The organism is Streptomyces nidicola (assembly GCF_050106155.1).
In the GTDB taxonomy this organism is placed as follows: domain Bacteria; phylum Actinomycetota; class Actinomycetes; order Streptomycetales; family Streptomycetaceae; genus Streptomyces.
In genome coordinates this window covers 1,568,788-1,585,079 of record NZ_JBNBPI010000001.1, presented here as the reverse complement: position 1 = coordinate 1,585,079, position 16,292 = coordinate 1,568,788, and the positions used below count along the sequence as shown (strand labels likewise).

Annotated in this window: 18 protein-coding genes and 1 pseudogene; 7 read left to right on the top strand and 12 right to left on the bottom strand. The window is 69.0% G+C overall.

The window, feature by feature from the left end; all coding sequences use genetic code 11:
• Positions 1-17: 17 nt before the first annotated feature.
• From ACOKM3_RS07505 to ACOKM3_RS07460, 10 genes are all read right to left on the bottom strand, one after another.
• Positions 18-1,124, bottom strand: a complete 1,107-nt coding sequence (locus ACOKM3_RS07505) for a MinD/ParA family ATP-binding protein (protein ID WP_426898195.1) — start codon at positions 1,122-1,124, stop codon at positions 18-20.
• Positions 1,125-1,326: 202 nt separating this feature from the next.
• Positions 1,327-2,673 carry a type VII secretion integral membrane protein EccD gene (gene eccD, locus ACOKM3_RS07500; RefSeq protein WP_426898193.1) on the bottom strand — a complete coding sequence of 449 codons (1,347 nt, stop codon included), beginning with the start codon at positions 2,671-2,673 and terminating at the stop codon, positions 1,327-1,329.
• Between the two features lie 31 nt (positions 2,674-2,704).
• The gene (locus ACOKM3_RS07495) at positions 2,705-3,007 is read right to left on the bottom strand and encodes a hypothetical protein (protein WP_426898191.1); all 303 of its coding nucleotides are present in this window, start codon (positions 3,005-3,007) and stop codon (positions 2,705-2,707) included.
• Between the two features lie 21 nt (positions 3,008-3,028).
• The gene (locus ACOKM3_RS07490; RefSeq protein ID WP_426898189.1) at positions 3,029-3,889 is read right to left on the bottom strand and encodes an immunity 49 family protein; all 861 of its coding nucleotides are present in this window, start codon (positions 3,887-3,889) and stop codon (positions 3,029-3,031) included.
• Between the two features lie 30 nt (positions 3,890-3,919).
• Entirely contained in the window at positions 3,920-4,570 is a 651-nt protein-coding gene (locus tag ACOKM3_RS07485; protein WP_426898188.1) for a hypothetical protein, read from the bottom strand.
• 9 nt (positions 4,571-4,579) lie between these two features.
• Positions 4,580-6,943: a hypothetical protein gene (locus ACOKM3_RS07480; protein WP_426898186.1), complete on the bottom strand. Its 2,364-nt coding sequence runs from the start codon at positions 6,941-6,943 to the stop codon at positions 4,580-4,582.
• A 2-nt stretch (positions 6,944-6,945) separates the two neighbouring features.
• Entirely contained in the window at positions 6,946-7,368 is a 423-nt protein-coding gene (locus ACOKM3_RS07475; protein WP_426898184.1) for a DUF6507 family protein, read from the bottom strand.
• A gap of 76 nt (positions 7,369-7,444) precedes the next feature.
• Positions 7,445-7,753, bottom strand: coding sequence for a pore-forming ESAT-6 family protein (locus ACOKM3_RS07470; protein WP_267068312.1), 309 nt, complete (start codon positions 7,751-7,753; stop codon positions 7,445-7,447).
• Between the two features lie 22 nt (positions 7,754-7,775).
• Positions 7,776-8,105 (bottom strand): hypothetical protein, encoded by a 330-nt coding sequence (locus ACOKM3_RS07465; protein ID WP_426898182.1) that lies wholly within the window; start codon positions 8,103-8,105, stop codon positions 7,776-7,778.
• Positions 8,106-8,489: 384 nt separating this feature from the next.
• The gene (locus ACOKM3_RS07460) at positions 8,490-8,909 is read right to left on the bottom strand and encodes a 5-formyltetrahydrofolate cyclo-ligase (protein ID WP_426898180.1); all 420 of its coding nucleotides are present in this window, start codon (positions 8,907-8,909) and stop codon (positions 8,490-8,492) included.
• A gap of 164 nt (positions 8,910-9,073) precedes the next feature.
• On the opposite strand from ACOKM3_RS07460, the gene ACOKM3_RS07455 reads away from it, so the two are divergent.
• Both ACOKM3_RS07455 and ACOKM3_RS07450 read left to right on the top strand, forming a co-directional pair.
• A complete protein-coding gene (locus ACOKM3_RS07455) occupies positions 9,074-10,225 on the top strand; it encodes a hypothetical protein (protein WP_426898178.1) in 1,152 nt (383 codons plus the stop codon).
• A gap of 273 nt (positions 10,226-10,498) precedes the next feature.
• Positions 10,499-11,008 (top strand): DinB family protein, encoded by a 510-nt coding sequence (locus tag ACOKM3_RS07450; protein ID WP_426898176.1) that lies wholly within the window; start codon positions 10,499-10,501, stop codon positions 11,006-11,008.
• A gap of 31 nt (positions 11,009-11,039) precedes the next feature.
• Here ACOKM3_RS07450 and ACOKM3_RS07445 read toward each other — a convergent pair.
• Positions 11,040-11,804: pseudogene (locus ACOKM3_RS07445) on the bottom strand (IS630 family transposase); the annotation flags it as partial.
• 708 nt (positions 11,805-12,512) lie between these two features.
• Between ACOKM3_RS07445 and ACOKM3_RS07440 the strand changes: the two are divergent.
• From ACOKM3_RS07440 to ACOKM3_RS07425, 4 genes are all read left to right on the top strand, one after another.
• Positions 12,513-12,806 carry a hypothetical protein gene (locus tag ACOKM3_RS07440; protein WP_426898174.1) on the top strand — a complete coding sequence of 98 codons (294 nt, stop codon included), beginning with the start codon at positions 12,513-12,515 and terminating at the stop codon, positions 12,804-12,806.
• A 117-nt stretch (positions 12,807-12,923) separates the two neighbouring features.
• Positions 12,924-13,460 (top strand): hypothetical protein, encoded by a 537-nt coding sequence (locus ACOKM3_RS07435; RefSeq protein WP_426898172.1) that lies wholly within the window; start codon positions 12,924-12,926, stop codon positions 13,458-13,460.
• Positions 13,461-13,561: 101 nt separating this feature from the next.
• Positions 13,562-14,683, top strand: coding sequence for a sensor histidine kinase (locus ACOKM3_RS07430; RefSeq protein ID WP_426898170.1), 1,122 nt, complete (start codon positions 13,562-13,564; stop codon positions 14,681-14,683).
• 12 nt (positions 14,684-14,695) lie between these two features.
• Entirely contained in the window at positions 14,696-15,361 is a 666-nt protein-coding gene (locus ACOKM3_RS07425; protein WP_426898168.1) for a response regulator transcription factor, read from the top strand.
• Positions 15,362-15,405: 44 nt separating this feature from the next.
• Here the strand turns inward: ACOKM3_RS07425 and ACOKM3_RS07420 are convergent, their stop codons facing one another.
• Positions 15,406-15,660 (bottom strand): hypothetical protein, encoded by a 255-nt coding sequence (locus tag ACOKM3_RS07420; RefSeq protein ID WP_426898166.1) that lies wholly within the window; start codon positions 15,658-15,660, stop codon positions 15,406-15,408.
• A gap of 10 nt (positions 15,661-15,670) precedes the next feature.
• Between ACOKM3_RS07420 and ACOKM3_RS07415 the strand changes: the two genes are divergently transcribed.
• Positions 15,671-15,883: a hypothetical protein gene (locus tag ACOKM3_RS07415; protein ID WP_426898164.1), complete on the top strand. Its 213-nt coding sequence runs from the start codon at positions 15,671-15,673 to the stop codon at positions 15,881-15,883.
• Positions 15,884-16,292 lie beyond the last annotated feature (409 nt).

Here is a 16,292-nt window from a genome sequence, read left to right as displayed (position 1 = left end):
CTGCTTCAGGTGTTGGGTCATCGGACGCGCACCGCACGCTGCATCGCCTCGGCGGACAGTTCGGTGGCGGCACGCCGGGTGGCCTCGCCGAGCCGGTCGGTGCGGATGGGGCCGCCGCCCGCCAGATGGCGGTCGTAGGGCAGGTGCACGACGGTCACACCCGTCTCGCGCAGATGGGCCATGGCGACCTTCAACTCCAGGCTCGGATCGGTGCTGTTCGTGGTGAGCGCCACGATGGTCGAGGCGAGCGCGTCCTGTGGCAGCTGGGCCAGCCAGTCCAGGACGATCCGGCTGCCGTTCACACCCTCCGCGGTCTGCGGCGCGACCACGATGCGTGTGTGGGCGGTGGCCATCGCGGTGCGGGCGATCTCGCCGGGCAGCGACTCGCAGTCGACCACGGTCACCGCGAAGTAGCGGCGCAGCGAGAGTGTCACCTTGCGATACATCGGGATGTCCAGCGGTGCGACGCCGAGCCGGCCCTGGCTTGCGGGCAGCAGCCAGCCGCCGTCCCCGATGGGCGCCAAGTAGCCGGTCACGTCGGTCAGTTGCATCGACGGGGTGAGGATCTGGGCCAGGTCGGTGGCCGACCAGCGCACGGTCTCCGCCCCGAGGCGCACCGGCAGCGTGCCCAGCGCGGAGTCCGCGTCCAGGGCCAGGACCGGGTCGTGCCGGTAGTGGCTGAGGGTGCGCGTGAGGAGCGCGGAGGTGGTGGTCTTGCCCGCGCCGCCACGGATCGACGTCACCGCGATGACGCGACCGGTGGTTACCGGCTGCTGCAACAGCCCGGCGAGCCGGGTCTCCTCGCCGACGTCGTGCGCGGCGGACGAGGCCAGTTTGCGCAGGCCGCGTCCGGTGCGTCGGGCCAGCGAGTCGCCGTGCTGCGGCGTGCCCAGTGCGTAGGCGAGGCGCGGGTCGAGTGTGGGTACGGACTCTGGGGATGCGACCGGGGATCGGGGCGCGTTGGGCGGTGGTGCGGCGGGGGAGGGACTGGTGGGGTGAGGCTGGGCGGGTGCGGGTGCGGGTGCGGGTGCGGGTGCGGGTGCGGGGGCCGGAGGGGCCGGTGGTGCCTGGTGAGACGGGCCGGCCGGATGGGGCGGCGCCGCTTGCGGCAGCGGCTGCGGCATCGGCTGTGGACCGGCCGGCTCCGCCGCCGGGCGGGCCGAGGTGCGTGGCTGCCCCGGGTGAGGGCGCTGCTCGTCAGGGCGACGCACGGGCAACGGCGAGCGGCCATCGTCAGGTGCGGGAGGTGCGGGTTGCTCGGCGGACGCGTTGAGCTCTCGCAGTATGTCGTTCTGCCACCGGCCGGATGTCGTCATCACCGCCCCCTTACGCGAACGTGCCGAGCAGCCGCCCGTACACCCCGAACACCCCGAGAACCAACGGGAACAGAGCGATCACCTCGACCGACTCCAATACGTCCCCGACCTTGCGCAGCCGCACGCGTACATGCTCGGCCGGCTCCACGGCGAGCACACCGAGTGGCACCAGCGCCAGCACCACCAGCACGGCGAGCGGCCCAGCAACGCCCTGCTCTTCCAGCCACAGCCACGCCAGCCGCGCCACGACGACACCCGACGCCAGCAGCAGCGCGACGACCTCGGCCACCAGCGGATACGCCCTGGCCCGCAGCGCGAGAGCGAGGGCGACGGTGACCGCGAGGAGCACCGTCCACACCGATACCGTCCGGACGACCAGCACGCCGGCGAGGGCTCCGGAGGCCGCCATCACCACCGTCGCCAGGGCCAGGCCCCGGTGCGTAGCGGCCATCGCGGTCCCCACCTGGAGCCGACTTACCGAAGTGCCTGCCGAGCGCCGGTCGTCGAGCCCGGAAAGCCCCGATGCCATCAACGCAAGCCGTGGCAGTACTCCCGAGGCCACCACCGACACCACAGCGAGCAGCGCCGCAGCACGAGCCGAGCCCACGGCCTGCTCGCCGCCGGACTGCACGGCGAGCGCGACCTCCCAGCACACCCCGACCCCGGCCAGAGCACCGGCACCGACAAGAGCACCCCGCCCGAACGGCGAGAACCCACCGAACAGCAACAACGCCACGACCACCACCGCGACCACGGCGCCCCACCGCACCGCCGCGGACCACCCGTTGGCGTCCGCGAACGACCACGCCGCCACGATCCCGACAGCGGCACTCGCGCCGATCAGCGCCGTGGCGAGTCCCTTCCGCCCGGACCGCCCGAGCAGCACACCGGCAACTGCAGCGACGGCTGCGGTGATTGCCAGCGCGCTCCCGACGGTGCGCGCTTCGTACCCGTCGCGGGCGATGAACGACGCGGCCACGGCCCAGGCGACACAGGCGCCGGCAGAGACGATCCTCCGCGACCGCGCGCCCCACCGCCAGGCCCTGACATCCAGATCGTCGGCCGCCTCATCACTCACGTCATGCACGACGGGAGTGGACGGCGCGTGCTCGACGCATACCAGCCGCAGCACGGCACCATCGGGTACGCCCGCGGACTCCAACGTGGCGTCCTGCTCCAGGGCACTGCCGTCGGCCGTCACCAGATGGCGAGCCTGCGGCCGTTCACCGACCCGGTCGTCCAGCAGCCGCATCACCTCAGGAAGAAGCAGCCCGATCGGCTCCTGCGACGGCAGCACCAGATCAATACGGCGCCGCTCCCCGACCAACGTGATACGGCTCAACACCGTACGGCTCACAGCCCCCTGGGATATCACGTGTTCGAACCTATCATCGGGCGGAATCCGCACTCTGGGGCGTTGCGGAGCCGGAAACAGAAGGAGCTGACGGCGTCGACGCGGGCGTGGACGTCCCGTATCCGGCCTTCCCGATCACCCGATGCGAAATGAACGACCAGCCCACACATCCGGCACACAGCACCGCGGCAATCACGACACCGGCGAACGCCTTCCCCAACCGCTCATCCACGGTGCGGCGTCGCCGTCGCGCGCCGAACAGCACGGCATCGCGCAACCGTCGGCGGCGCACCGCCACCGACTCGAGAAGCTGACTGTCGTAATCCTGGGCTGGCATGACTCAATTCCGGTGGGAGTCTCAGGTCTCGAACTCGCCTGCCCACGCCCCCTGCAGGAGGGCTCTGGGAAGGTAATCGGATTCTATGTCGACGGGGAAACCCGCATCGTGGGCGAGGCACGCCATGGCGAGTGGCCCGACGGCGACAGCTCCTGAACTGAGGCGGGAACGATCCTCGTCCGCCGACCAGTAATCCCGGTGCCACTGCACGGCCTGAGCAAGCGTGCTGCTGAATCGAAAGTGGTCCTGTCGGAGGAGTTGATGCAGCAGCTCCATCGGGGGCCACGTAATTTTCGACAACAGATCAGAAGGAGCGATGCGTGGCACAGATGGTGTCGTGCCCCGGGCTGCGGCCACGAGCCTGTCACTCAAACCTGGCCGACCGAGCCAGTAAGCTTGGAGCGCTTCAATCCAGTCATAGATGTATTCGTCGGACTCGGCGCCCGATGCCCGGAGCAGAGAGACTGGAACCTGGCACAGCCTGGTGAGACGGTCCTTTTCGCGGCAGATCACGCAGAGCCAGAACGCGGTGGTCCAGTTGGCTGCGTTGACATGCGGCTGTGCGCCCGTGGCAGGGATGGTCCGCAACTCGCGTGCGATGCGAGCCTGCACCGTTCCACTACTGACCACGGCGGCATCGAAGAGCGCGGCGCCCGCTTGCATAGCGGTGACCCAGGCATCCCAAGTCTCGAACTGATCTGCCAGCGGGTCCTTGATACAGCAGGTCTGTGCGCGAGTCAGGGCCGAGTGAAAGGCGTCGCTGACTGCCTCGGGTGCCTCGTCAAGGTCTTCAAGCGCCCATGTCACGTTGCGATTGAGCACCAGCAGGTCTGCCGCCAGATTCTCCCGGGGAAGAATGTGGCGAGAATCAACGTGGGGCACGCCATGTCCATCCACTTTTTGGTCCGTCTGTCAGTGGAACCAGTTCGTCACGTCAGGGCCCAGGCCGTGCTCGTCCGCGTCCGGTTCAGCGAGGCCGTCAACGGTAGCTGCCCCGAAGTAGGTCGGTTCTCCGGGTTCCGGAGGCATGCCAAGCAGGTCCGAGAGATCGTTCAGCGCGGCGGTGAGCCTGGGGGCATTGTTCGCACGAACGGTGGGGTGGGGCCGTCCCGAGAAGTCGTATTGGCCCCAAACGTCATGGTGCACGGACAGCTCGGCCGAGAGACCGGTGGGGGCGGTGCACAGGGACAGGTCGACCAATCGGTATTCGGTCCGGGCTTCGCCCCCTTCGTTGATCCACGTGCCCGTGCCCAGCACTTCGACGAATGAGATATGAGCGGACGGGTGGGAGCATGGGCGGCTGCCACGCACCCGTTCCGGAAGGTTCTGGTCGCCGAGCGATGTCTTGGCGAGGTCAAGCGTGGTGGTGATTCCGGTGGTTCCCATGCCTGTGACGTTCCAGACGTATTGCAACTGGATTGGAGTGAGGAGTTCGTGTCGGGTCAGCACCTCAGTCACCCGCGCGCCGAGCAACAGTGCAGTCTCCAGGCCCGGTGCATCGAATTCGTCGAGATCCCAGTACCAGGAACCGCGTTCCTTCGGTGAACGCATCAAGGTCGACATGGTCTTTCCTTAGGGGAGTGCGGGGCCGTTCGGAGGTACAGAAATGGATCCGTCGGTGAAGCGAAGGACGAACGTCGCGCCGATGTCCCGCGCTTGAAATTCTGCCTTGTCAAACATTCGAGGTGTCAGATCTCGCATCGACTGATGAACGTCCAGGATGGCGACGCGGTGGTCGATCCCCTCGTGGTTGAGCTGCTTTGCCGCCTTCTCCACCGCACTCTTGATGCCCTTGATGTTGTCTACGTCCTTGAGTTGGTATCCGTAGTCGATGGAACCGTCGGCGTGGCGAGAGTAGACGTCCAGGTCAAACGTCGTCGTGTCGAGTTCCACCCCGACCCGCCCGACACCGTGCTCCTGCAAGTCAGTAGCCAGCCTCATGGCCATGTACGCAGCCGGGACCATGCCCTTCGGATTGCCCTTGGTCGGGCCGTTCTTGCACATGTCCAGCAGCTTCCCGTATCCGTCCACTTCCCGCAGATGCCCCCGAGAGATCATTTCAGCGACGCCAGCCCCGTACGAGTCCTTACGCAGGGCGCGGAGCACCTTCTGTTGGTCGGGCTCGGGCATTTTGGAGCGGGACAGTTCGTCGAGGACCGCGGCTTCCTGCGCCGGCTCCATGGATCCAGTATTGGCCTGGGCGATGTCGTCGATGTTCTTGCTGTACTTGGCTGGGTCAATGTCGGCGGGCCCGTCCGAAGTTCTGCCGTGCGCCTGACCTTCGCCGGGCGTGTCCGGGGTGCCATGCCCCGATATTGGATCGCTGGGGTGCCCGGGCCCGATAGTGGGACCACCACCATGTCCGCCACGTCCTCCCGACGCGCCGTCGACGCCTGTGTGAGCAGCCGACTCGCTGTTGTGGGGGGAATCCATGTGCCCGGCCGGTGTGGCGTGTCCGCCGGCTCCATCCGAGGCGCTTCCGCCTGTGCGTCCGCTGCCCCCGGGCCCCGTGTCCGACACCGCATTGGTCGCCCTGTGCGCGCCAACCAGTTCGGGATTACGTGTGCTGCTGCCTGCATCCAGCCGTGCCCGATCCGCCGCCGACACCTCACCCGGCGCCTGGTCGGCATGCTGGACCAGCTTGCCGTCGGCGTTCAGCAGGTGCCCTTGGTCGGTGAGGTAGACGACCTTGCCGGTGGCGTTGTCGACGTACGGGATCGCCGTTTCGGGAATGCTGGGCGAACGGAATGCGTCGGCCTGGCGGATCAGGTCGACCGAGGCGCCGGTGCGGAGGTTCTTCAGCGCGCTGAAGGTGTCACCGACCTTGACGAAGGCGAACTTGCCCGCCTTGCCGACGTACGTCATCGGGTCGACGATCCGCGCGGCCTTGCCTGTGATGGACAGCGCGCGGGCGACCGCTCCCGCCTTGCCCGCGCCGGAGGCGGCGCTGCCCGCGCCGCCGGTGAAGATGGCGGTGACGGCATTGAAGGTGACCGCTCCGGCTGCGCGGGACGGGTTGGTCTTCCAGGTGTCCCAGGCGACCAGGGCCTTGCCGGTCTCCTTCATAGTGGTGCGCGATTCGCGCAGCCAGGAGGGGAGTTTGTCGTCGGGGGCGGTCCAGTAGGCGGCCGCGACCCCGGCACCGCCGAACAAGGCGGTGGAGGTGATGGCCAGGCCGGTGCCCAGCTGGGCGAGATGCTTCCAGGCCTCACCTGCCGCCGCCCAGCCGTCGGTGCCGACGAGGGTGCCCAGACCCGTGATGGTGCCCCACACGCCGTCGACGATGAAGCCATCCCACACGTAGCTCTTGATCTGGTGCCCGAGCCAGGCCAGGCCCTCGTACTCGCGCTCGGCCGACGAGCCCCACGGAGTCTCTTCGGCATGGTCGAGGTCGCCGGCCCTGAAGCCGTACATGTTCTTGGCGTGCGAGCCGTCGTCGGTGGTCAGCGCCGTGCCGCCGATCAACGCCATGATCTTGTTGTAGGCGGCGCGCTCGGCGGACTGGAACGCGGCGACCGTGTGGTTGACGTCGTGCCACAGGTCGTTGTTGTGGTCGACCTTGTCCTGGTCCTTGCGCCAGTCGTCGTCCCCGGACACCGAGTTCACGAACGCCGTCGCGTCCGCCTTGAGCGTGTCCAGCTTCTTGACCAGCGGCTGGACCTCGCTGCTGTAGGCGGACAGCGCGGAGGACACCTGCTCCAGGTCGTCGGCGAACGCGTCCGTCTTCGTCTTCACCGGCAGCGTGGTGGCGAACAACTGGTCCGCCTCCGGCGCCTGGTAGAACGCGGACAGGCCCTGGAACTCGGCGTTCACATCCGCGCCCGCCGAACGGAACTCTCCCGCGTGCGTAGTCAGGTTGGTGACATCGGTGTCCAGGGTCGCCAGGTCACCGATGAAGTGCGGGATCCCGGACGGATCGATCAGCTGCTCGCTCACCGCTACCGCCCCTCCGTACGACGCCCGGTCTCACCCGCGCCCGGACCCTGGGCCTGGCCCGCCCCCGGCATGTCGATCTTCGGCTCCTTGGCTGCGGCTTGCTGGGCGTTCGCCGCCTGCTCACGCGCACCGTGCATGTAGGCGGCGGTGGCCTCGGCCGCGCCGTTCAGCGAATTCTCGGTGCGCTTGGCGATATACAGCAGGTCCCGGTTCCAGTGCTGCGCGAACTGGGCCAGCGCCGCACCCACCACACCCGCCGTGCTGGTGTAGGGGCCGTACTGGCTGGTGAGCGTGCCCGCGGCGGAGGAAGCGGACTCCAGATCCTTCTGCATCGCACCGCCGGCCTTCGACATGTCCTGCGCGGCGGCGCCCGACTTGGACAGCACGCCCGACACCCCGGCCGGGTCGATGTCCCACCCCGTCACGACCATCCCCCTCATCCCCGTCGACGGCGCGCGCCAGAGCCCGCGCCGGTACTCGCATCACGTAACTCGGCGTGCGTCAGCCGATGTTGTTCACGGCCGAACGCGCCCGGGCGAGGGTGGACTGGGCCGTGGCGTCGTTCTTCTCCAGCGTCGTGCGGACCAGCTGGATGATGTCGCGCACCTCGTTCGCGGCACGGTTCCAGCGGACTTCCTTGCCGTGGTACTCGTCCGAGACCCCGTCGGCCTGGTAGTCGGCCATCGCCGTCTTCACCGCGCGGTCGCGGTCGCCGAGCACGGTCTCCAGGCGGCCGATGATGCCGTGCAGGCTGCCCTGCACCTCGGCGGAGGCGCCGGTGTCGTACGAACGTCGGTCCTGCGTCGCCATGATGGTCAAACCCCCGTGTGTCTCAGCCGCTGAAGCGTGCCGCGTCGAAGTTCGCGGCGCCCATGTTCTGTTGCGCGTTGTCGGACTGCTCCTGGTCGCCCGTACCGAACGCGGTGTCCATCCCGGACTGACCGCCCAGGATCGAGGACAGCGAACCGTTCAGCGCGGCCGTGATGTCGTCCGCGTTCGCCTTGAACGCGTCGAACATCGCCTTGCCCTCACCGTTGAACTTCCCCTCCAACGGCTGCGCGGCGGTGATCAACTGCTGGATCAGCGCGCCCAGATCGTCACTCGACCCGCTCGTGCTCTTGGCCAGCGTCGACAGAGTCGTCGACCCCATGTCGAACTTCATCGCTCCCCCTTGGTCACTAGGGCTCGGCGCACCGCTGTGCCTCGCGCGGCACGTGAGCACCGTACGTCCCATAGTTCACCGAACATCCTCTCGCAGACCGTATTGCGGGGGCAATGTGGTTGGAGAGCAGTGGCGTGAATTGTGCCCTGTGGCGCTGGGCGTGGTGGGGCGAGGGGTCTCAGGCTCCGCTCCCGCTGTGTCCGTCACATGAGCAGTCGATGCCTCGTTGAGAACGCAACCGGCCGTGATGGAGGGCGTCCGCCCCAGGCGGGTGGTATCGCTGCGGACGTGACGTGGGAACGCGTGGCTGAGTGGCCTCTACTTCAGGGCGACGGGCAGTCAGCCGTTGTCGACAGAGCATCGTTGCCCCTGGAGTAGTCGGCCTCAGCTGTCGCCCGCGGGTGCCCGCGCCGCGAGTACGGGAATCGAGGCGATCTTCGCCGCGTCGAGGTGTTCCCAGACCAGACCCGAGGGCCGGTGAGGCGCGGGACACGTGATGATCTCTTCGGGGGTGACGATGAGGTCTACGCCGAAGTCGTGTTCCGTGGCCGGAAGCTCCTCGTCCACCACCTGGAGGCAGTGGACGGTGGTGACGACGATGGTGCGCTCGCTGATCAGACCCGCTTCCATCAGGAACGCGAACTCCAGGTCGGAGTAGCCGGCGCCCTTGCCGATGCGGATGCCGGCGCGGTTCACGGCCACGCTGCCCACGACCACCATGTCGACCGGACGCAGGTTGCTCACGTCCACTCGAGCGGCGATGGTCGCGGCGACCTTGCTGGATGCCGCCTCGGCCGGAGACATACCGCCGCCTCTCGGACGGCGCCGGAAGCTGACGGCGGACGGGCTGGAACCTCTGATGGCACACTTTCGATCTGTCACACCGGCGCGAGGGGCGTCCGGGGGCAGGGGAGGTGTGGCCGGTGCGCGGGCGGGTGCATGACGTGGTCTGGGGGACGGTTCGGGTGGTGTTGGCCGTCGTGCTGCTGGGGGTGGTGTGGCAGCTGGCACGGAGCGCGGAGCGTGCCCGCTCCGCCGACCTCGACTTCCCACGCCTGGCGATACACGACGCCCAAGGGCGGGACACCGGCAGGCTGAAGGTGTGCGGGGACCGGTACCAGGAGCCGTTCTGCATGCGGGCGGAGCAGGTGGCAGTGGACGAGGTACTGCTGAAGCTGCACAAGAAGACCGGGGCCCGCTACCAGTTCGAGTTCGGCCGGACCGGCGGGCGCACGCTGGCCATCAAACTGGACATCGATGGCGCGGACCGGGACCTGGTCGAAGCCGCCGACGGTCGCGGAAGGGCAACCCTGTTCTGGTGGCGCGATTCGGTGCGGCTGCTGGAGGTGTCGGCGGGCGGTGAGGAGCTGACGCTGCGCACAGCGCACTACCCGGGCCGGGAGTTCGTGCTTCCTGCCGCATTCGGGGCGGCCCTCGCCGGGCTGGGTGCGGCGTTCCTGTGGTCGGGGCTGTGGCGGATGGTGCGTGGGGGCGTGTCCCGGTTGAACTGGCCGTGGCAGACGGTGGTGCCGGGCGTGTCCTTCACCATGGCTGGGCTGGGCGGGGCGCTCGGCGCGTTCTTCGCGGAGGACCGGCCCTGGACGATGGCGTGGACCGGGGGTGCCGTGGGTGCGCTGAGCGCGGTGGGCATGGCCTGCTGGGCGTACCGGTTGATGCGGCGCAGGCTGCCGGCACTGGTGCGGATGGAGCCCATCGTGCCGGTGGCGGAGCGCCGCTTCCAGGGCATCGTGTGGGGTCCGGGCCCGTGGCAGCTGCTGTCGATGGGGTGGCTGCGGACCGGGCCGCAGGGGCTTGCCGCCGTATCCGGACCGGCCGTGGGCACCGGCAGCTTCGGGATGCGGCTCTTCCCCGGCACTCTGCGCCTGGTTCGGGTACGGCCACCGCACCGTGACGACCCGTTGCGGCTGCGGTTCGGCCGCTACGGGCGTACGGACGGGGCGAAGGAGGCGCAATTCGGGCTCGTCGCCGAGTGCGAGGCCCTGGACGGACCGGTGCCCGGCGCGCGCATACTGATCGGCGCGGGCAGCGAGGACCTGCCGTACGTGCTCGGCGCCCTGTCGGCTGCCACGCCGTCCCCGCCTTCCGTGCCCTCCGCCTAGCTAGTGCTCTGCCCGGCGAGGTTTACCGGGTCGGCGGGTGCCGGACGACGTGGCGCTGAGCGGCTCCGAGGACCTGCCAGTGGGAGTGCTCGCAGGGTGGGCCTCGTACGTGCTCGGCCAGGCGTTGTCGTAGCCCCGGTGTAGCGTCCAGGCCGCAGATGATCTGCAGGAGACCGGAGGCGCGTTATGGCGAGTGCGACAGGTGCGACAGGAGAGCTGGGAGAGACAGCTGGCGGGGGCGCTGGAACGCCTCGCCGATCTGCGTACCGTGCGGTGGACGCCGAACTCGACGCCCTCAAGAATGCTCTTGACCACCAGCGCAATCACGTCATCGGAGTTCTCGAAGGGCTGTCGGAGGAGGATCTGCGGCGGCCGGTCCTGCCCAGTGGCTGGAGCTGTCTGGCGTTGCTGCGTCATCTCACTGTGGATGTCGAATGCTTCTGGTTCCGCGGGGTGATCGCGGGCGATCCGGATGTGGCCGGACAGCTCACTGCGGGCGCGGAGGCGCACTGGTACGTGCCCGAGGGGATGAGCGCCGAGCAGGTCTTCGCCGATTACCGGGCAGCCATCACGGCCGCGGACGCCGTGCTCGCCGCCACCGCGCTCGACCAGGAGCCGGCTGCTTGGCCTGTGGAGTTCTGGCCGACCTGGCGACTGCCTGATGTGCGGCGCATTCTGATCCACGTGCTCACCGAAGTCTCGTGTCACAGTGGCCACTTGGACGCGGCACGCGAACTGATCGACGGCACCACGTGGCTCGGCGGTAACCCCTACGCCGGCTGATCCTGTGACCGGATGAGGTTCGCCGGGTTCCTCAGGCCGCGGAGGCGAGGGGGCGTCCGCCCCATCGGATGCCCTTCTCGCTGCGGATCCGGGCCCGCTCGCGGCGCTGGGCGGCGAGCACGTCGGGGTGGCGGGCGTTCTTGTTGCGCCGGCGCAGGTAGGTGTGCAGGGCCCGGGTCTGGACCGTGTGGTTGCGGTGGTTGGAGTTGGCGATGGTGAACTGCCGCAGAGGCCCGAAGTGGGCCTCGATCGGATTGGCCCAGGACGCGTAGGTCGGGGTGAAGCACAACTCGACCCGGTTCCTCCGCGCCCAGTGCCGGATCGTCTCGCCCTTGTGGGCGGACAGGTTGTCCAGGATGACGTGGATCGGGGCGCCGTCCGGGCGGGCCGCGCGGATCGACCGGAGGGCGGCCAGCGTGTTGTCGGCGCCCTTCCTGCGGCGGTTGACGCCCCAGAGCTTGTCGTCGCCGATCGAGTAGCAGCCGTGGAAGTACCGGACGACGTGAGTGCGGTGATAGGCCGCTGGATGCCTCTCGGGCCGGCCCTGCTCGGCCCAGCACGACCCGCCGGTGGGCCGGATGCCGAGGGGCCCGAACTCGTCGAACGCGAAGACCCGGTCGGGGAAGCGGTCGAGCACGTGCTCGATCCGGTCGAGCTTGGCGTCCCGCTCCGGGTCGGGTGACTCCTTCCACGTCTTGGTGCGCTGGAAGGTGATGCCGCGGCGGGCGAGCAGGCACCGTAACGCCTCACGGCCGATCCGGATCATGCGCCCGTGCACCTTCCGCAGGTAGGCGGCGTCGGTTGTCGTGGACCAGATGAAGGTCTGGGGTGCGGCTCGGCGCCAGCGCGTAGGGCGGGGCCATGCAGGGCGGGGCCATGCGATGGGCACTGCCCGGGGCCGTCGTGGGTCCTGGGGATGTCCCGGCAACTCGGCCGGATGTCAGTGGCGTTGGTTAGCGTGTACGCAGTTGACGAGACCCTTGAAAGGCACGGTGCATCGGTGCGGACGGCGAACCGTCGAGGCGCGGCGGCAGAGTACCTATAGGGGCGCCTGGCCGGCGCTCTCCTGTGGCGACGCCCATCGGGCGGCGACGTCGTGACACGGCCCCGGCAGCGGGACGACTCCTGCCCCGGTGTCCGTGACGGCGTTCTGACGATGCCGTGGAGGGCCTTTCGTGTCCGCAACCACTTCCACCTGCGACCACCGCGTGCACCACGTAGTGGTCGTCGCTCTGATCTCCGTCATCGTCGGGCTCACCTCCGGGATCGGTCTTGCCGCTCTCGGACAGTCCCCGCTCGCCGCTGTCGCTTCAGGTGGGGCGGTCGTGCCGCTCGTCTTCTCCGCCGGCATGATCGCAGTCACGTACGTGAAGCGGCAGGCACAGCAGGCGACTTCGTGGGGTGCCTTCTTCAGGCCACCCGGTGGTCCGGAGCGTGACCAAGCCGGGAGTTCGGGGTTGAGCAGGCGATGTCCCGTCGTCGTCGAAACAGGGAGAACTCCCAGATGCACATCCGCTCCGCCACCGGCGCCCTCCTCCTGGCCCTGGCCGCCTCCGTCGCCTGCTCCACCCCGGCTCCGGCCGCCGGCCCCGAGCCGGGCACCGGCACGGTCGTCCTGTCCAACGAGGCGTACGACAGCCTTGTCCGCGCCGATGAGGACGAGCAGGAGCTGATCCTGACGAACCCGTCCTACCGCGAGGCATGGCTCTTCTGCCTCGGCTCCACGGAACCCAGCCACGTGGAACGGAACGCATGGGGCCAGGGGTACGTGTGCATTCCGGACGGCGCGGTGCAGTAACCGCGCCGTCCCGCTGACGGACACCGTGGGGGTTCCACCTCCGGCCGACCGATGTCCACCCGGAGGTCCACCCATGGGTCCAGGTGGTCGAGGCCCCGCCGCAGCAGTCTTATGGGCATGACTACGACCGAGTGGATCACCGACATCGCTCTCCTCCTTGTCGTCTTCCGGCAGTTGCGGGAGGGCCGACTGGACTGGCGGACCTTCCTCATCCCGCTGGGGATCGTGGCCTTCGTGGCCCACCAGTACCTCGAATCCGTACCGACCGGAGGCAACGACCTGGTGCTGATCGGCACCCTGGTGGCCACGGGCGCCGTACTCGGCATCGCCGGCGGCGTCTACACCAGGGTCCGGGTCTCCGGGGAGCACGTCCTGATCAAGGCCGGCGCGGTCTCGGCGGCGCTCTGGGTGATCGGGATGGGCGCGCGCATGGGATTCCAGCTGTGGACCGAGCACGGCGGCGGCGACGACGTCGCCCGCTTCAGCATCACCCACCAGATCACCAGCGACCAGGCGTGGGTCGCCGCGTTCGTCCTCATGGCCCTCACCGAGGTCGTCACCCGGCTGGCCACCATCTTCGTACGCGGCCGCATGGTGGCCGGGCGGCCGGCGCCGGAGACGCGTCCTGCCCTGAGCGTCGATCGCAGCGTCTGATCGTGGGTTATCGTCGCGCCGTGCCAGTACCTGAGAGCCGTCCGGACTCCGCGCCCGTCCCGGAGTCCGGGCACCCGGCGGTTCCCCGCAGAGATCCCAGGATGCACTGGGCCGTCACGCTCGTGGTCATCGCCAGCAGCTTCCTGACGGTCCGCCCCCTCGGCCTCAGCGGCCGGGGCCTCGCGGTCGCCGCGCTTCTCGTGCTGTGCTCGGCGGCGCTGCTGGTCCGTCAGCTGCCCGAAGCCAGGTTCTCCCCGCGCGTCGTCCTCGTAGGGATGTCACTGGGTGTCGTCGCGTCCGCCGCGTTGATCGGGGTCAGCCGCACCGGCTCCAGCTATCTGTTCGCCTACTTCCTCGTCGGCCACATCGGCTACCGCTTCCCGCTCAAGTGGTCCCTCCCGCTGGCCGCGTCCAGCAGTCTCCTGTGCGCCGTGGTGCTCCACTTCCACTTCGGCCCGGGGCACCACCAGTTGGCATGGGGCCTGGGACTCACGACGGGCCTTCCTGTGGTGGCGGGCATCCTCAGCCGGAGCAAGCAGCGCGCGCTGGAGGCGGTGATCGCTGCGGCCGAGTCCTCCGAGCGTGCCGCACGAGCCGAGGCCCGGACCGCCGCGCTGACCGAGCGCAGCCGGATCGCCCGGGACGTGCACGACGTGCTGGCGCACTCGCTGGCGGGGATCAACATGCAACTGGAGCTCGCCGACGCGCTGTTGGACACCGGCGACCTGGACAAGGTCCGCGAGGCGAACCACAAGGCCCACAGCATGGTCAAGGAGAGCCTCAAGCAGGCGCAGTGGACGGTGCACGCGCTGCGCGAGGACGCACTGCCGCTGGTCGCGACCCTGACCGCGATGCTGGAGTCGTCCGGCCACCGGGATGCGCTCACGGTCATCGGCTCCGTCCGGCCGCTCTCGGCGCGCGGCACCCAGAATCTGCTGCGGATCGCGCAGGAGGCCCTGACCAACGCCGGGCGGCACGCCCCCGGCGCGGCCGTCGCGGTGCGGCTGACGTTCGCGGAGGCGTCGACGACGCTGACGGTCCGCAACGGGCCGGCCACCCGTGAAGTGACCGCGGGACTCGGCAGCGGGATGGGACTGATCGGGATGCGCGAACGGGTCGCCCTGCTGGATGGCACCCTTGCAGCGGGACCGGTGCCGGAAGGACCGGATGCAGGCGGCTGGCAGGTGGAGGCAGTGATCCCGGATGAGAGTGATCCCCGATGAGAGTGATCCCCGATGAGTGAACAGGCCGATCAGCAGAGCCGGTTGAGAGTGATCGTCGCCGACGACCAGGCCGCCGTCCGTGAGCCTCTCGCCGCGGTGCTCGCCCTGTCCGAGGACATCGACGTGATCTTGGCCGCGGCCAACGGCACCGAGGTGCTGGCCGCGGTGGCGGCCGGGCCGGTCGACGTGGTGCTGATGGACCTGCGGATGCCTCAGATGGACGGCATCGAGGCCACCCGCAGGCTGAGCGAGGAACACCCCGGTGTGGCGGTGGTCGTGCTGACCACCTTCGCCGACGACGAATCCATCCTGGCCGCCCTGAGCGCCGGAGCCCGCGGGTACCTGACCAAGAACGCCGGGCGACAGGACATCCTCCGGGCGATCCGCGCGGCCGCCGCCGGTCAGTCCGTCCTCGACCGCGAGGTCCAGGACCGGCTCCTGGCCACGGTACGCACCACCGCACCGGCCGCCACCCGGTCGCTGCCCGCGGACATCACACCGCGCGAGCGCGAGGTCCTGACGCTCATCGGCCAGGGCCTGCCCAATCGCGCCATCGCCGAGAAGCTGTTCATCAGCGAGGCCACGGTCAAGACCCACATCAACAACCTGTTCGCCAAGGCCGACATCCGCGACCGCGCCGACGCCGTCCGCCGTGCCATCGCCGCGGGCCTGGCCTGAGACGCCCGCGGACCTGTGCGTGCCGATAATTACGCACTTGCAGGTCAGGAAGCATGTTGGTACTCGTGTAGCACGCCGCCGAGACGGTCGCGTCGGCGTATGTGAAGACGCTCGATCTGTGCTGGTTCGAGCGGTTCGCGGACGGCGTGAAATGGCGCGGCAGGCTGCAGTGTGCGGTGGGTGCGGTGATGGTTGTGGTGCTGTTCGTACTCGTGGAGCGCTCGCCGCAGGTGGGCTTCGTTCCAGAGCAGGGCGCATTCGAGGAGTTCACGGCGCAGGCTGCGAACCCAGCGTTCCATGATTGAGTTCATGCGTGGTGTGCGGACAGCGGCGAGCACGGTGCAGAGTCCGACCTGGAGTGCGCGACCCTGGGGATACAGCAAGCCGACCGGGTGCTACAAGGACTACAGGGGCAAGAACCTCGCGGAGAACCAGAAGGTGCACATCTGGGCCGGCGCCGAGACATCCAAGGGGCGTGACTGCGCTTCGGCGAAGGCGACAGGGAAGCCCGCCAAGTCGTAGGCACGCAGCGGGGGGGTGGAGGCGGCCGTGGAGAGGGCAGGGCCCCATCCCCACGCCCGTTGCGGTTGAGTCGGTCATCGAGCCGGCCGACGGATGCTGAGCCGTCCACAGCAGTCCTGATACCGCAAGTCTGTCAACCATGGTCTGCGCACCCACCCCGACAGGCGATTCGTGGGCTATTCACGCGACGGGTCCCAACGCGTGTCGTCACATGGGGTGGAGAGATCGAACGGGGGCCTCACTGGCTGCCTGCCCCGGCGAGTGAGGCATTGGATGCACACCCTCCTTGTGTGGCTTTCCGACCCGGTCGCGTTCCTCGAACCAGCGCGACGGGGCCCCTGCCGCACCGGGGGACGACGGCAGGGACCCACTGGAAGATCGCCACTCCGCTCAGAGCAGCTCCCTCAAG

Bases quoted from the DNA above. Each gene is read 5' to 3' on its own strand.
- ACOKM3_RS07505 (WP_426898195.1), bottom strand. From the start codon at position 1,124: ATGCCGCAGCCGCTGCCGCAAGCGGCGCCGCCCCATCCGGCCGGCCCG.
- ACOKM3_RS07495 (WP_426898191.1), bottom strand. From the start codon at position 3,007: ATGCCAGCCCAGGATTACGACAGTCAGCTTCTCGAGTCGGTGGCGGTG.
- ACOKM3_RS07485 (WP_426898188.1), bottom strand. From the start codon at position 4,570: ATGTCGACCTTGATGCGTTCACCGAAGGAACGCGGTTCCTGGTACTGG.
- ACOKM3_RS07470 (WP_267068312.1), bottom strand. From the start codon at position 7,753: ATGGCGACGCAGGACCGACGTTCGTACGACACCGGCGCCTCCGCCGAG.
- ACOKM3_RS07465 (WP_426898182.1), bottom strand. From the start codon at position 8,105: ATGAAGTTCGACATGGGGTCGACGACTCTGTCGACGCTGGCCAAGAGC.
- ACOKM3_RS07460 (WP_426898180.1), bottom strand. From the start codon at position 8,909: ATGTCTCCGGCCGAGGCGGCATCCAGCAAGGTCGCCGCGACCATCGCC.
- ACOKM3_RS07440 (WP_426898174.1), top strand. From the start codon at position 12,513: ATGCACATCCGCTCCGCCACCGGCGCCCTCCTCCTGGCCCTGGCCGCC.
- ACOKM3_RS07435 (WP_426898172.1), top strand. From the start codon at position 12,924: ATGACTACGACCGAGTGGATCACCGACATCGCTCTCCTCCTTGTCGTC.
- ACOKM3_RS07430 (WP_426898170.1), top strand. From the start codon at position 13,562: ATGCACTGGGCCGTCACGCTCGTGGTCATCGCCAGCAGCTTCCTGACG.
- ACOKM3_RS07425 (WP_426898168.1), top strand. From the start codon at position 14,696: ATGAGTGAACAGGCCGATCAGCAGAGCCGGTTGAGAGTGATCGTCGCC.
- ACOKM3_RS07420 (WP_426898166.1), bottom strand. From the start codon at position 15,660: ATGGAACGCTGGGTTCGCAGCCTGCGCCGTGAACTCCTCGAATGCGCC.
- ACOKM3_RS07415 (WP_426898164.1), top strand. From the start codon at position 15,671: ATGCGTGGTGTGCGGACAGCGGCGAGCACGGTGCAGAGTCCGACCTGG.